Genomic DNA, 15,007 nt, shown 5'->3' with positions numbered 1-15,007 from the left:
GGCTGCGAAAACTTGGCGCACCTTGTGAACACGGGTGGCCAAAACCCCCTACAGCCTGTGGAAGCAATGGAGCAATATGATGGTGGGTGTGTTTGCGCGGGTCGCGGGAGGGTGAAGTGCTGAAGCGATGGATCACAAGACGGTCATGATTGATGTGCTTGCCGCGCAGCACATCGTAGGGAGCCCAGCCTACGGTTGAAAAATGGGGCTTGAGCCGGCTGATCAGCCGTCTATCAGCTTATTGGCTGCCGGGGGTTCGTTGATGTAACGCGGGCTGGTTCCGCAAGGCCCTTATTGAATGGAAATAAAGCTCGGCATCCCGGACTGGCTATCACGGGACAAACCTGTCCGGTACGAAAGAGGTCCCAAGGTGTTCATTTTGACTTTCTCCCTCGCGATTACCGTCCGATCCTGCGCAAAAATTTAATGAGCCTGGCGCCTGGTATTGATATTATGTTCTGCAATCTAAGGTTGATGGAATCTTTTTCATATTCTATTTTTGAGACAGTTCAGTCTGCTTTTGCTAAGCGATAGGGGTACTCGAAAAATGTTGGAGTTTTTTCAATCCTTAGGGATATTCGGATACATAGTCTTGGGAATTGTTTGTATACTTATCTGGAACGCAAGAAAGCTTATCTTTTTGAGGTCCCCATTAGATTCACCGCAACATAAGCTTTGGCGGCAAACCGGCGGAGCGTCGAGACCGGATCATTTGGACAACGGGCCCGGCGGATCGGATATTTGAAACATTCGCGGAGACATCGTCGTCTGAAAAACAAAAACTGCACGACTTAAGCTGAGTTGTTCAATGCAAATATGCAAAAGATTAACACTGTTAAATGTGTTGCTGGCCTCCGCTTTTTCCTGTCACTCCGCCATGGCCCAGAAAGCCGATGAATCTTCCACTGAGTTTCACACAGAATATTTTGAGGTCACTGTTTTCGACGGGTTGGATGGTTCCCTTGCGCGTGCCTTACGTCAGGACCTTGACGCTTGTGCACAAGCAACAGATGTCTTGAAGTTTCGAGAAGGCGTGAACAGAATTCCCTTTTTTGTAGCACCTGACTATCAACAGTTGGACGATGCCCTGGACAAGCGTTTTGCGGGAGAGATTACCTTTATCGAAGATGGCCTAATTAAGGATATCGCGTGCGGCCCAAACAGCGATGGCAACCTCTTTGTGTCGAGTGATACGATAAGCTTCTGTATGGTTAACAAAGAATTCTGGCGCAGTGTAATCGATCGGGGAGAGTTTTGCCCTTATGTTGCACATGAACTGGTTCACATCATTCAGAACGAATTGGTGGGCGGCGGTTTCCGCAGACCGGGACAATCTTTATCTGAAGTGGTTGGACCAGCCTGGTTGTTTGAAGGGGTGGCGGTTCTTTTTGCTTACTTGTCAAGATTAAGTGAGGAAAAACTAGAGCATCTGGTTCGGTTGACACGCGAAAAAATCCCCCCGGGGTCGATGAAAATTTCTGAATTGGAACGTTTTGAAGACAGGCTCCAGTACAACAAATTACACTACCAAAAAGGGTTCGTCGCAGCTGAGTTTTTACTGCGAAGGAGTGGTAAGAGCTCATTTTTTTTATTTTACAAGTGTATTGGCGAAAACGAACAATGGCAAAATTGTTTCGAGCGCTCCTTTAATCTATCAGTCGAGAACTTTTACGCCATTCATTCATTAAGATAGGCCAACCTCGCCCATAGCAAGGTTGGCCTGCAGTCGCTTATCTTCCATCCCAGTCTCCACCTGGGTACCCCGAGTATGAGTCGCCGTGTGGATGCCCCGCCGAGTGTGCTTCGTTGTTCTCTGATAAATTCCAAATATCCACGTCGGAATACCCTGGATGGTTTTCAGATATCTGATTCAGTACTTTGGCGGAACTGGTGAGTGCACCGCGAGTCGCGCGAAGGCGATTGCTACCTCCGCCCCCACCGCCACCGCCACCGCCGAAACTGACAGGTGCCTTGATGTCATTTGATTGAAGAATGTCTTTGATGATCATTTTGTGTGTTCCTCCAACACATTTGCAGCCAAACATGTCATAAGCTGCCTACTGACAGTTGCCGGGTGGTAAACCGGCGGCTCGATTGGGCGATGGGGTGCTTGAGGACCTACCGCCCATTTTACGGTCGTTTCCCTGTTGAGAGTTGCGCCCGTAACCTGGAATTCAGGACATTTCTTTAATATCTCCAGAAATAACTCACGCTCATGTTCGGGCTATCCAATGCATGTACCTGGTGAAACCAGCCGGCAGGCTGTACCATCAACTCCCCCGGGTTAAGGGTTACTGATATGCACCTTGCTGCTTTTGCCTTGGGATAGATCACGTAATCCGGGTTTTCCGGTTTGAACCAGCAAGGTTGGTAGTTGTTGTAGGCCTTATGTGGATACAACAATCCTTCTTGGTCCGCAGAATAGAGAACCAGTCGCTTTCTTCCGATCACCTGTAGTAGAAAACCGCAATGGGGATCACGGTGAAGACTGGATGTCGGTATGTGAGTGGGAACCGCTCCCAGCCAGAGTTGAGGTGGAATGAAATCCTCCCTGTCGAAAAATAGCGGCCCAAAATCTGCCCACATTTCTTCGGGCAAACCGGCCCCTTCTGTATAAGGTTTTACAGTACCTCCCATTTCAGAGGCCTCAGGATTGCTCATGAAATCCCGCAGTTCCTGAACAAAGTCGCGCTACCGAGACGATTTTCCATTCCGCACCGACACCGGGGCTTGGCAAGGACCGCGTCGTGGACCTTCGACAGTACTTAGACTTCGAGCATAGCACGCTAAGCGTTAAACGGGATCTGGAACTCGTAATGCTTGACACTATGAGGTATAGCCAGATCGACCTGGAGCCATACGAATTAGTGCTGTTCGGCAGTTCAAGCTACCCAGACACCAGACGCTGGGCACTAAAGTTTCATAGGTGCAGTCCATGGGTTTGTGGCTTAGCCTGGCCTTCCAGGCAAGCATCTTCAGAAAAAGTATTCGTTTTGTTCAGAGATCGAGTGGGGAGCCGTCCTCGCTCTCCTCAATTGAGAGCAGATCATTGAGCGAGGATAAAGTCCAAAATAAGTTGCTAAGCTTAGGGCAACGGTGGTCCATTGAAATAATCTGACGGTCAGGGGGATTAGGGATCATCCGGATCAGTTTCAATACTGGCAGTCAGCTCAAACATTGGTTGTATCATTTCCGGATGCATTCCGGCCGATGTTTTATATCCTGGTTGATTTGATCGAGGGATTCATGTGTGAATTCGCTTGGCTTCCGGGTCATAGCCCTATAGGCATTCAATTTCTGTATTATCGCAGGCTGATTTGAGGCGTTAGGTTCACGTGTTATTGATTTTCGTATGCCTGCATGCTTCACGGTTCAAAAAAACGGGCGGTGAACATGTCTGGTCTTTTTGATTGGGCTCACTTGAGCGGGTGTTTTCTGCCGGTCTTTCAGAAAAAGCGATTGAACGCTTTAAGACATTCTACTTGGGCAAATAAAATTAGGTCAATAAATTCGGGCAATCGGCGAGCAATTTGCGAAAGCGTAGTTATTTTCTAAAAAACCTGCCCATCAGCTGGACAGGCTCCAGACGTATGACACCGATGGGCGACTTTAAATCATCAAATCATCTATGGATTTTCCAGCTTCGAGAGCAGCCTTAAGCCATGCAGGTTTGCGGCCACGCCCGGTCCATGTCTGGGATGGATCATCTGGGTTGGCATACTTCGGGGCGGCTTTGGTGGCAGTTTTCTTGCCCTTGCCGCTATGCAAAGCAATAACATCTTCAAATGTCACGCCCAGCTTATCCGCAATCGCGCGCATTTCTTTCAGCGCCGTCTGAAGCGTTTCTTTTTCCACTTCCACAGTGCGCTTTTCGATTTTCGCTGCCAGTTTTTTTAATTCCGCTGCGTTAAGGCCGCTAATGTCTATCGTCATTTCATTCCCCGATAACGTTCGTTCTAATGCGACAAAGCAGAAAACGGTTTCAAGAGCAAGCTTTGTTTATTAAATTGAAGTTTCAGCACAGGAAATCTTCGTGAGGTTCATTTTATCCTTCTTTGAATCAAGGTGCCCCGACCGTCAAAGCCTTTCGGCCCCCCCCCACATCATCTCCGGTTCATAAAGGCGCTTATAGAGGGTCAGGTGTGATTGTGCATTAGCTGGGTTAATCGCTTATGCAAAGCGCAGTAGCCGTGGTTGTTTCTCGCCAAAACGATGCAAAGAAGAACTTAACCAAAGACGAGATAATTCTCTGGAAATTCCAGCTCTCTCGGCCACTTGAGTACTTTTGTCTGACCGGCGCATCCTGTTCTCGATTTGAAAAACAAGCTGGTTCGAATCCCATGCCAAGGCACAGTCTTAGGCGATTTTTAACTCTCACCCAGTAGCAATTTGGAGATCAGTCTCTGAACTCTTCGAAGTGAGGTACACCTAATGAAGACCCACTTGGCCGCGATTTTTGCGCTTTTCTCGGCGACGGCAGGTATTGCGGAGCCTACCAAGTCTAGCTTTTTTACAAATGACTTCTTTGGCGATGGCCGAGATCGATGGCGTTCTGCGAGCTATACGTTGTTCCTCGGTTTCGGAGGTGAGAAAACTGCGGGAATCTCCCATGATTTTCGCGCCAGAGCCGAGATCATTTCTCCGTGGGGTTCAAAGGCACAATTGAACAACGATGATCGTCCGTATGTAGGGATGTTGGGGTTTGGTGTCTTCGCCAATGACCGGTACCAAACCTTGGAGTATAATATTGGAGCAGAGGTTCTTTTTGTTGGCGACCAAACATACATTGCTGACTTCCAGCAGAGTTTTCACGAAGTAACTGGTATTGCCGGATATCTACCAAGAGATATGCCTCACAAACATGTTGGTAACAAAGTAACAGGCATGGCTTCAGCCGAATTTGCTCGAAGCCTAAACCTCTCTGATAGCGTTGATTTCCGACCTTTCTTGGGTCTACAGGCGGGATACGAAACCTTCGGCAGAATGGGTTTTGACCTTATTGTGGGCGGATATTCCGGGAGTGAGCGCTATGTGCGGGATCCGGTTTCGGGTTTTTTGCAACCATCCTCTCCCAATCGCTCCATCAGAATGGAAGACTTATCCTTTCTCATTGGTGCGGACTACACGTACATTACGCGTAGCGAGTTTTTTCCGACCTGGTCCGACGTCGAGATGACAAGCGGTCGGGCTCGGGTTCGTGTTGGGCTTCAATCCCAAGTCTCCGTCGCATCAGTCTTCTTTGGTTTGACGTATTTCACAAAAGAGTTCGAGACCCAGTACGAAGATCAAACTATTGGTGTTCTGTCTTTCGAATTTCCTTTTTGAGCACCTAAATTAAGAATTTATCAAGAGACTTTTTCTACCGTGCTTACCAGTAGTTGCGAAACTTAAACGGCGCCACCTGTGCTCTATCGATGCGCATTTTGCACCTCAACCGGGGACCGAAATGAAAAACAAACATTCACTGACGACCACCAGGAAACAACCGCTCAAACTTGGTATAAGCATCCGGTCTTCTGCATTGCTTATGAGTTTGATTGCCATTTGTCTTTCTTCGGGGCATTCGGCAAGCGCTGGTGAAGGGCCGCCCGGTTTGTTTTCGCGCCTCTTTCAACCTGAAACCTGCACTGCAAAAATCGACTGGTCAGAAGTGGGTCTGTCTGATGGCAGGCTTGGAGTGGAACGAAGCTATTTTGGAGTTTACGAAAAACTATGCGCGCGAAGATCCCGCACTCCTGACAAACAGGCATACTTTCAGGCCTATCGTATCGGTATCAAGTCCTATTGCGATCCAGAAAACATCTACCGTCTGGCCCGTACTGGCGCAGTGGCAATCGGTGCCTGCGAAGAAACTCCGGCCATTTTAAATGCTGTGCAGAACGGGTTCGCAAACATCCGGGATTGAAGCCGGCCGTTCTCTAATCCATGATAGTCGGAATGATCTGATGTGATCCGAATTTATGATGTGTGTCAGGCGCTGTGATTCTACGGCCAAAGGAGTGGTAGAAATACCCGACTTTGGAAAAACACTCAGACTTCCCTCGTAAACTGCCCGGCATAAGCGCCGGGCCATTTTGCCAAAAGAATCGTTTGAGAGGCGTCGTCAGGTAAAAAGTCTGGCCATCATTTGTGGATCGCGGCTTCTACAGATTTTGCAGCAGGCGGCGTTATTGATTTTTCCTTGATACTCATTGTCGGGCAGCGTCCAGAACGTCTGTGTCGTAACCGCTGGTTTTTTGGCGGGTTCGGTGTCAACTACACTCTGCTGCGCCAGCAATTCCGAACTGGACACCAGAAGCGCCATAACACCTGGTTGCCACTTGTCCCATAGTGGATCCCCTAAAGATTAAGCCCAAATACGGCTGAGCCAACTATGCTGCAATGGCCCGGAGCTGTATCATATCGGTGCCCTCGCAGCATTGCTCAGAGAGCAATGCACTCTCTCAAGAATGTAAACGGTATGGAAGCGCGCGCTGCGAAATCGTCTTGGGCCTGTTGGCTCGTCGACCCTGATCGCACTTATGTGCGATCAAATCACGAATGGTCTGAATTTGTTCTTCGTCAAAATTGGATTCCGCACAAAAAACTTCAATAACTGTGCTCAATCCAGCCAAAGCGTTTGAGGTAAGGTCATTGTCTGCCTCGCTGACCAGTTCTGCTATAGCGTCGATAAACCAATGATCCATGCCGTTGGAGCCCCTGAAGTTTTGTGTTTTTTGCAATGTCGGGGCCAGGTGGTTAATGGCGAGTTAACCATAAGTATGCTTTTGGGACATTAGGCTCTTTTTGAAGAAGCAGCTCGTCTGAATGGTCTTTAATGTAAGTGTTTATAATCTGATCCAACGCTTCCGCGGTCGAGTGCATACCTTCTGCTTCAAGGCGAAGCTTCATTTCTTTCGCTTTAGTCAAGAAACCAATATGCGTCTTCATGACGTCACCTCTCCTATACGGTAAGTTTTGCCTAAACTGTATTGAAACTCTTAACGATTGGTAAATTGTGCATCACTTGGCCGTCATTCGTATGTAAACAATGAGTTGTCGGCGCAATATGTAGCATTTGGAACTCTTTGGTTCAAAAATATGCTGGTTGTTGTTTCCAATCCGGGGTCAACGCCGATCTGAAACACTTGGCGGGAACCAGCAATCGCTCAAGGGTAACGCTGAACACGGCCTCGAATTCGCTTCGTTTCATGTGCCAACCATGCCCAGGCGCGGTTGGCATTATCACTAAATGCGACATGTGAAAGACTGAACACCAGATTTACCAGGTAAAGTGGCAAAGGTCCCATTCAATCTATGTGCGAACGGTGTTGAGAGGCTTTGAGGCATATCTTGAGCACTGCTACCCCGCTGGTTCAAACCGCCAAGAGTCCGTTCGAGCCGTTTGGAAAGTTTAAGTTATCCGGAACGCTGCCCTTAAATCGATTTTAAAGGTTTTGTCTAAAAAATGAATCAACCTAGAGGAGTTTTCAATCCGTGTTCTGCACAACAACTACACCATTCGAAAAGAAAGACGTCGCACTGATACTCGGCCAATCCCCTGCATGTGTGAGCATCGCATGGGCAGTCCTAAAGCCCCATTTTGGAACGCAACTAACGTTCGGCTGTGGCCGGGTCGAAGCTTCAGCAAATTTTTTTGATGTGGTCGCCATAAGTACACTGATCGCTCTGCTGACGTCCCCCGTTGAAGTCGATTTGATTTCAGATTTTTCCATGGAGGTCGCTGATGAAGTTGCTTGTATAATGGCACGACTCGATTTTTATGAACTATTCTGCGACCAACAGCTAGTCATTCTTTTCGGTGACATAAGTTGTTTTCTAAAGCAGTACTCTTTTGGGAAGAATTCTATTGGTGAGCATTCCTGGCAATCAAATGTTGAAAGAAGCATTCTAAGTGTGATCAAGTCGATTAGAGATGAGATTAAGAGACTTTCGAATGGGGGAAGAATACGGCCTGGTGAGTACTTTCCCGAAGGCGATCAAACCAATGGGGATATCCCGTCTTTTGCCAAAGCTAAAGCCGGAACCGTTCCGGATTAGACTTGCTCAATATTCCCCAAGAGGATTGAGGTCATATCAATTGAAAAAGCCCACCCTGGGTTTTCATAGTCATGCCAGTTTCATAGCCTGTGTTGTTAAGTGCAATTTCTGAAAGACCAGCGTTCGCATCCAGAAAAACCCACTCAGCATCAGGGCATCCCGGCAATCCGACCGCGATACGTGGGACATCGAGTGCATCAGCTGCACTAACCAACCCATCTCTATTGATATCTGCAGCAATGGAACTCTCCGCCTGAGCGCGTCCCCAGGTCGGTTCCAGCCCGACCGACATCCGCAACACTTGCAAGGCATTTTTTGCCGTAAACTGTTTGTTATCCTAGCACATCAGGGCCAACGAAACAGGAACGTCGCAGTATGGGTGTTCTGTGAAACGATCTCAGTTAGAGTGCTCAACTCATTTTCGGATCAACTGCGCCATTCCTGTAATCAACCCGGAAGCAGCCATTGGTCCTGCGTGCGGAGAATGTCTGAAAGGAGGACCTAGCGGACATTTAGCTTGCTTCAGACTTTCGCCAGTGCAGCAAGTCACGAACTGCTCATTCCAGACGTTCAGTGCCCGGTAGCGAATGGTGGGACTCGGGATATTTTGTTGAAAAACTCTGCCTTGATCGAAGGCTATCGTGCAGTGAGACGCCAAGTCGAAACCACAATCTCGAACCGTTGTGACGCAGACCTCTTGTATATTCCCGTTATACCGCAATACAACTTAAACTTGTGCGTCGTTTGTATGTCATCCAATATGCATCAAATCAATTGTCTTGGTTTTTCAGAGGGTGAATAGGCTTGGATATCGCCAAATTCAAAATTCGGAACTTCCGTCCTGTTCGGAACCTATCATTATCGCCGGGAAAACGACTACAATGAGTATGTTGTGCGGACATCTGCCAAAGATGAAAAACGAGCGCTTGAAGCGGTCGAAGAGATTTCTGCCACTGTTCGGCCTTGGCACGAGAAAATTATGGCGAGGGTCTCTGAAAATAAAACCCTCGCAAATTCCCGCGACACGCTCTTGCACGCATTATGTCGGGCAATCTGTGTGTCGGAGAGTCGGAAGAACAGATGGAGAGTGTTCTTGAGCCGAGCAGTTCACAGCTCAATGCGAGACGATCTCCGCCGGTGCGCAGTTGAGCGACGTCCTTTCAAGGCCTTCCAAGGATAGAAGGATGCGCAGGCTAACCTGAAAGGTGCGAACAAGGACGCCATGATTACGATAACCACAAACGCCATTGCCTTCTTCCTGCTGGTTGCGGCCCTGTATCTTGCGTATCAGGCAGGTGAATTCCAGCGGGAACTTAAAGGTGAGGATAACCCGCCACCAGTGGTCCTTTTTTCCATAACCGCGGCGCTGGCAGCTTATCTGCTGCTGGTGTTTACGTGACCCATTAAAGGCAGCCAGTGCTTGAGTAAAATACCCGGAAGCAATCTAAGACGACACCGCCAAAGGATTTCTATGCAGAACCGTGACACCTATTTGAGTTCGTTTGTCGGCAAAGAAGAAGCTGGGATGGAGATTGGCCCAAGCTACAATCCCATTTTTCCAAAGACGGACGGATGGAACGTCAAAACACTCGACTACTTGGATAAACAGGGACTAATCGACAAGTATGGCACTAAAGGCGAAGATGTCGACCGAATAGAGGACGTTGACTACATCGTGGAGGGATCATCGTTCGCGTCATCGGTCCCGGAAAAACAGAAGGGTCAGTTTGGCTTTATTGCCCTGTCCCACGCCCTTGAGCATCTTGTCGACATCATCCGATTTTTCAAAGATTGTCAGGAGGTTTTGCACGAGAAAGGCCAAGTCCTGATCGCGATACCAGACAAACGGTTCTCGTTTGATTTCTTCCGACCGATCACAACAACCGGCGACGTACTCCGCTCATACTGGGCAAATGACAAGGTGCACCCTGCTGACGTGCTATACGACAGTTCAAATCTCATATGCACAAACAACGGTCATTCGGAATGGGTTGTTGATCACGAGATATCGAGTTTCGATTTTCATTACCCCGACCCACGCCGGGAGTGGGCAGAATTATCCGAAACGCGCGCAAAAGCGGTTTCGCCCCCCGAGTACATTGACATGCACAGATGGGTGTTTACCCCAAGCAGTTTCTTGTTTCTGATGCGGGATCTTCTGGAAATTGGTGCAATTGAGTTCGAAGTCACTGATGTAAACGTCGGTGAAGGGCCCAATATCTTTGCCTGCATGAAGCGCGTTCCGGACCCGATCCCTTTTCCCCAGGAAGATCGCAGGCACCTGCAATACGCAATGCGGTTGGAAGATAAACTTTGCCAAGAGTTTCTAGAGACATCTCCAGAATATAAGCAGTTTCTGCTTGGCCGGGGAGTAGATCAACGCACTGCGAAACTGTCCGATTTAGCTCTGAGAGAGTTGGAATACCGCAGTAAACTTTAGAGCAGAAAAAGAAAAAGCCCGGCCTGAGCAGCCGGGCGAATTAGATCATTTTTTGTTCCAATCGCAGAACACTTGTCAGGCAATCCCGCTCCTGGATGCGCGATAAATCTAACCGATGAAGCAACGACACCGGATCTTTACTGACATAGGCGGTGATCTTGTTCGGCGCGGGCACTGGCAATGGATTGCCTACATCGTCCAAGCTCGGCTCAACCAGAACAAATGCAGCCTGCGCCAAGTCGACACCGGGTCGAACCCACCTCGCCAAGGCGTCAAGGATGTGTGGATTGGCTACACCCCTTCTCTGAGTATTCGTCCAGATACCAGACGAAAGAGCATAGAAGCGGCTCTTTCCCGAAATTTACAACCACCTGCGAATGCAAAGGATGACAGGGCCGTCTTATTGCGACCCCCCGTATCTGGGTGATGGGCGGTACCATCTTGGATCACTCGACCCGTATGCCCATCCGCTTTCTGATAGCGACGAGGCTCTGGTTGAGCCAATGCCAAGGGGCACAAGCCTGTCGATCGCGGCGATTACGAAGTCCCGCGGGGCAGGGTAGGGGCGTTCGCCCTGCGCCAGCAGAACCCTGAATTGCATTTCGTCTGATCCGTTGGCCGGTCGGGGTTTTCACTGAGAACCCGTGGTAGGCAACCCACGCCGCACCAACCACGTGTGGCATAGCTGGGGCTTGGGCGGCGCATCGTTCAGGGCAGCCCTGTTTCAGACAGCGACAAGTTCAACCGTCACATCGGGATCGACGAGGACGCTTCCGATCGTTCCCGTGTAGAGATCGTACTGCTCACCGTTGATCTCCACGTCTTGCCCGGAGTCCCGGATACCTTGACCAAAGTGAACGCTGTCGTGCTCATCACCATCAATCCGAACCCGATAACTGTCATCACCACCCGCAAGCTGGCTCAAAACTGAATCACTAAGGACCAGACGCGATGCACCTTCGGAAAGGGTTATCGTTTCCAAACGAGCAAAGGTATAATGTGAATCCATTTTCTCAATGGTATCAACTGCAGTGCCAAAGCTGTGATACTCGATATGTTCGAAGGTGCCGAAGCCGCCGTCATAGTCAGTATCATACGCACGGAAGCTTCTAATGACCTGACCGTCCGCGTCATAGGTATATTGGTCCCATGTTAGGGTCAGCACATTGCCGGCGGTGTCGTAGGTATAGGTGAAAACCGCCTCAGGTTTACCATTCTTGTCATCATCCCATGCGTAGGTCAGCACATTTCCGTAAGCATCATAGGTAAAAATATCCAAAGAACCTGGAATACGGTACCCGTCATAATCATCTTCATAACCTTCATTATCGATAGTTTCGGTCAGCATATTGCCGTCAGCGTCATAGGTATAAGTCGTGATGACGTCGAAGCGACCGTCATCATCATCATCTTCCGAAATGACCTGTTTTATGCGCCGACCGGCCGCGTCATAGGTGCGGGCCTCGACGTGGTCGAAGATGCCGTCATCATCAAAATCCTTCGAAATCACCTGTTCTATGCGCCGACCGGCTGCATCATAGGTCCTGGCCTCGACGCGGTTGAAGGTGCCGTCATCATCAAAATCCTTTGAAATCACCTGTTCTATGCGCCGACCATCCGCACCATAGGTATTTTCGTACTTACGGTCGATGATGCCATCCGCGTCCAAATCGTCTTCGCCGGTCAGCACCTTGCCGTTGGCATTGAGGGTATTGGTGGTGATGCGGTCGAAGCCGCCCTGATCATCGGTATTGTACGAAATGACTTGTTCTATGCGCCGACCATCCGCGTCATAGGTATTGTCGTACTTGCGGTCGGTGGTGCCGTCCGCGTCAAAATCGAATGCCCCGGTCAGCACCTTGCCGTTGGTGTCATAGGTCCTGGTCTCGATGCGGTCGAAGGTATTGTCATCATCAATATCTCTCGAAACAACCTGTTTAACATGTCGCCCCGCTGCATCATAGGTATTGGCCTCGATGCGGTTGAAGATGCCGTCATCATCAAAATCCTTCGAAATGACCTGTTTTATGCGCCGACCATCCGCATCATAGGTATTGGCCTCGACGCGGTTGAAGGTGCCGTCATCGTCAAAATCCGTCGAAATGACCTGTTTTATGCGCCGACCATCCGCGTCATAGGTATTTTCGTACTTACGGTCGATGATGCCATCCGCGTCCAAATCGTCTTCTCCGGTCAGCACCTTGCCATTGGCATTGAGGGTATTGGTGGTGATGCGGTCGAAGCGGCCGTCATCATCAGTATTGAACGAAATCACTTGTTCTATGCGCCGACCATCCGCGTCATAGGTATTGTCGTACTTACGGTCGGTGGTGCCGTCCGCGTCAAAATCGTATGCTCCGATCAGCACATTACCGTTGGTGTCATAGGTCCTGGTCTCGATGCGGTCGAAGGTGCCATCATCATCAATATCTCTCGAAACGACCTGTTTTATAGGCCGACCGGCTGCATCATAGGTATTGGCCTCGACGCGGTTGAAGGTACCGTCATCATCAAAATCCTTCGAAATGACCTGTTCTATCTGCCGACCGGCCGCGTCATAGGTGTTGGCATACTCACGGTCGATGGTGCCGTCCGCGTCCAAATCGTATGCGTAGGCCAGCAGATTGCCGTTGGCGTCAAAGGTTTCTGTAATCCTACTACCCGTATAAGGATCAATGCGAGTGATGGTGCGATTGGAATTTGCAGCGGTCATGTCATTCTCCTACGTTGATTGTCCGGCGGGACATAGGGGTTGTGAGATTTGGATCTGCGTGACCTTTCCGAAAGCTTGGGTCTGCAACCCGGGAACCGCTCCTGCCCCCGGAAACTCGTTGGCTGGGGCAACTCGACCCTCGTCATGGTCTTGATGCAGGTAAAGCGGAATGGGCCCGCCGGTGAGGTCAGTGCAATATACTGGCGTGGTGCGGAGAGCTGCCCGCACGCCTTGGTTCCCGTGAGAGGCAGGCGGCACCGAAAAATACAACCTGAGCGAGACCCCGGTGTGATCCGTCACATCAGTACCTGCGGGTGGTTTCAGACCTGCACCAGCATGAGCCGCGGTTGCGGGTTGCGAGCACGGGCTCTTTCCAAGCCCGATCAATGCCGTCGAAAGAGTGCCTGAACATCCGGCCGCAGATAGCCTGCCGGACCCGGGCGGGCGCAGCAGGCCACCCTTGTGCATATTGCTGTTGCGCAGCCGTGAGATTTGAGAGTCGAGAGCCACAGAGGTCATCGGACTTCATCCGTACCCCCTGCTCGTTTCTGTTTGTTGTTCCTGAAAATGCGACATCCCAAATGAAATCCCACATTCTCATCCAGGCCCACTCAGCCTATGCGGCAGATTCCCTCATAGGTTGTGATTCGTTGCAAGTGTTTTTAAGATCCCGCAGGTAAGATTTGATCTGGTTCCGGGCTCCGGAAACTGGCACCAAAGCAGTGGCGGACCGCATTGGAAGGCCCTATGGCACCATCGGATATTCCCACACCGCATGACGTCCTGTTCCGGGCGCTGTTGTCGGCCCCGCATCGGACGGCGGCGTTCCTGCGCGATCACCTGCCCAACGCCGTCGCTTTGGGCTCGAAACCCGGCGCTGGCTTCACCGCAAATCCGTCGCATAGTCAGGGGCCAAACCGTTTCTTAGCTCAGGCCGCCTTCTGTCCCAAAACCCCTGATGACGGACACTCGGAACCTCACAAAGCGGAGCGGGGGATATTTGACTTCGGGTTTCCAGTCCTTGGCACCGATAGCGATCCAAATCTTTCGCGACATCTGATCGTTGTCGGTTTCGCTATCCAGAAGCTAGCAGAGACCCCTGCCCACTCACGCCCGGCCTCTGTCCATTTCAGCAGTTCGCTGAGCTCGCCGCCTGACTCACAAGCGATTGCTGAAACGACTCAACGGGCTCAAATCTTTGCAACAATACCGATCGTGCGTGACGTGTTCCACCAGGGAGTAGAACAGCGCAGCCTGAGCTTCCTGAGGCCAACAATCTTTGTCTGTTGCATTTACGTTGTGGGGTGGTTTTGAATCCGGCTTAACGGCTTTCGTCACAACGGAGATCCAAAGTGCAGTATTCAGAGTTGACCATTCCGCAAGCTGCCTGGCTCCGGTTTATCGAAAACAACCAGTCCCATCACGCCTGGATGATGCTGGTTTCTGCTGCAGGACGCGGAGATGTCGAGCGGGCTGAAGTTCTGTTGAGCATTTTGTCCGCCTGGGCGAAAACCCGAAAAGAGCCGGACGTGCAGTCATCTGTGTTAGGTGTTGCCGATGCATTGCGGCGTATCAAGACCGGCGGTGGTGCGGCACTGGCCCATCAGTGGCGGTTACAATTCGACGAAATCGCAGACCGCGAATACCCGGTCATCTGAAGAACGTCAGGGTTTCATCTGCCTAATAGTCAAATCTGCCAGCACATCAGGGGGACATGCCACTCTGGAAAGGCAGGGAAGCTCTACGAAGCGGTCAGCTGCCGTCAACCAAGCTTTTGTGCTTTGTGCGGCACGTCGCGAACTGCACATTCCTGA

At 50.2% G+C, this 15,007-nt stretch carries 17 protein-coding genes; 8 read left to right on the top strand and 9 right to left on the bottom strand.

Going from position 1 to position 15,007, the window contains the following annotated elements; translation table 11 throughout:
- Positions 1-877 precede the first annotated feature (877 nt).
- Entirely contained in the window at positions 878-1,693 is an 816-nt protein-coding gene (locus GOW92_RS22755; protein WP_217356572.1) for a hypothetical protein, read from the top strand.
- A gap of 37 nt (positions 1,694-1,730) precedes the next feature.
- Here GOW92_RS22755 and GOW92_RS22750 read toward each other — a convergent pair whose 3' ends face one another.
- From GOW92_RS22750 to GOW92_RS22735, 3 genes are all read right to left on the bottom strand, one after another.
- Positions 1,731-2,009: a hypothetical protein gene (locus GOW92_RS22750; RefSeq protein ID WP_170565450.1), complete on the bottom strand. Its 279-nt coding sequence runs from the start codon at positions 2,007-2,009 to the stop codon at positions 1,731-1,733.
- A gap of 178 nt (positions 2,010-2,187) precedes the next feature.
- The gene (locus GOW92_RS22745; protein WP_170565447.1) at positions 2,188-2,661 is read right to left on the bottom strand and encodes a cupin-like domain-containing protein; all 474 of its coding nucleotides are present in this window, start codon (positions 2,659-2,661) and stop codon (positions 2,188-2,190) included.
- A 948-nt stretch (positions 2,662-3,609) separates the two neighbouring features.
- A complete protein-coding gene (locus GOW92_RS22735; RefSeq protein ID WP_170565444.1) occupies positions 3,610-3,933 on the bottom strand; it encodes an H-NS histone family protein in 324 nt (107 codons plus the stop codon).
- Positions 3,934-4,431: 498 nt separating this feature from the next.
- Here GOW92_RS22735 and GOW92_RS22730 point away from each other — a divergent pair, with 498 nt between their 5' ends.
- Positions 4,432-5,325 (top strand): lipid A-modifier LpxR family protein, encoded by an 894-nt coding sequence (locus GOW92_RS22730; protein WP_170565441.1) that lies wholly within the window; start codon positions 4,432-4,434, stop codon positions 5,323-5,325.
- A 121-nt stretch (positions 5,326-5,446) separates the two neighbouring features.
- Complete coding sequence (locus GOW92_RS22725; protein WP_170565438.1) at positions 5,447-5,905, top strand: DUF2799 domain-containing protein; 459 nt, start codon at positions 5,447-5,449, stop codon at positions 5,903-5,905.
- Positions 5,906-6,103: 198 nt separating this feature from the next.
- On the opposite strand, the gene GOW92_RS22720 is transcribed toward GOW92_RS22725, so the two are convergent.
- From GOW92_RS22720 to GOW92_RS22710, 3 genes are all read right to left on the bottom strand, one after another.
- Positions 6,104-6,304, bottom strand: a complete 201-nt coding sequence (locus tag GOW92_RS22720) for a hypothetical protein (RefSeq protein ID WP_170565434.1) — start codon at positions 6,302-6,304, stop codon at positions 6,104-6,106.
- A 139-nt stretch (positions 6,305-6,443) separates the two neighbouring features.
- Entirely contained in the window at positions 6,444-6,686 is a 243-nt protein-coding gene (locus GOW92_RS22715; protein ID WP_170565431.1) for a hypothetical protein, read from the bottom strand.
- A gap of 52 nt (positions 6,687-6,738) precedes the next feature.
- Positions 6,739-6,930 carry a hypothetical protein gene (locus GOW92_RS22710; RefSeq protein ID WP_170565428.1) on the bottom strand — a complete coding sequence of 64 codons (192 nt, stop codon included), beginning with the start codon at positions 6,928-6,930 and terminating at the stop codon, positions 6,739-6,741.
- A 618-nt stretch (positions 6,931-7,548) separates the two neighbouring features.
- On the opposite strand from GOW92_RS22710, the gene GOW92_RS22705 reads away from it, so the two are divergent.
- Entirely contained in the window at positions 7,549-8,040 is a 492-nt protein-coding gene (locus GOW92_RS22705; RefSeq protein WP_170565425.1) for a hypothetical protein, read from the top strand.
- 31 nt (positions 8,041-8,071) lie between these two features.
- On the opposite strand, the gene GOW92_RS22700 is transcribed toward GOW92_RS22705, so the two are convergent.
- Entirely contained in the window at positions 8,072-8,332 is a 261-nt protein-coding gene (locus GOW92_RS22700) for a hypothetical protein (RefSeq protein ID WP_170565422.1), read from the bottom strand.
- 930 nt (positions 8,333-9,262) lie between these two features.
- Between GOW92_RS22700 and GOW92_RS22695 the strand changes: the two genes are divergently transcribed.
- Entirely contained in the window at positions 9,263-9,439 is a 177-nt protein-coding gene (locus tag GOW92_RS22695) for a hypothetical protein (protein WP_170565419.1), read from the top strand.
- Between the two features lie 72 nt (positions 9,440-9,511).
- Positions 9,512-10,480 carry a hypothetical protein gene (locus GOW92_RS22690; protein ID WP_170565416.1) on the top strand — a complete coding sequence of 323 codons (969 nt, stop codon included), beginning with the start codon at positions 9,512-9,514 and terminating at the stop codon, positions 10,478-10,480.
- A gap of 40 nt (positions 10,481-10,520) precedes the next feature.
- On the opposite strand, the gene GOW92_RS22685 is transcribed toward GOW92_RS22690, so the two are convergent.
- Entirely contained in the window at positions 10,521-10,718 is a 198-nt protein-coding gene (locus tag GOW92_RS22685; RefSeq protein WP_170565413.1) for a hypothetical protein, read from the bottom strand.
- 486 nt (positions 10,719-11,204) lie between these two features.
- Entirely contained in the window at positions 11,205-13,193 is a 1,989-nt protein-coding gene (locus GOW92_RS22680) for a hypothetical protein (RefSeq protein ID WP_170565410.1), read from the bottom strand.
- A gap of 747 nt (positions 13,194-13,940) precedes the next feature.
- Between GOW92_RS22680 and GOW92_RS22675 the strand changes: the two genes are divergently transcribed.
- Positions 13,941-14,507, top strand: a complete 567-nt coding sequence (locus tag GOW92_RS22675) for a hypothetical protein (protein WP_170565407.1) — start codon at positions 13,941-13,943, stop codon at positions 14,505-14,507.
- 38 nt (positions 14,508-14,545) lie between these two features.
- A complete protein-coding gene (locus tag GOW92_RS22670) occupies positions 14,546-14,851 on the top strand; it encodes a hypothetical protein (protein ID WP_170565404.1) in 306 nt (101 codons plus the stop codon).
- Positions 14,852-15,007 lie beyond the last annotated feature (156 nt).

It is taken from the genome of Ruegeria atlantica (assembly GCF_013032505.1).
Classification (GTDB): domain Bacteria; phylum Pseudomonadota; class Alphaproteobacteria; order Rhodobacterales; family Rhodobacteraceae; genus Ruegeria; species Ruegeria atlantica_F.
Note: the sequence above shows the minus strand (reverse complement) of the source record. Positions and strands in the feature narration are given on the sequence as shown.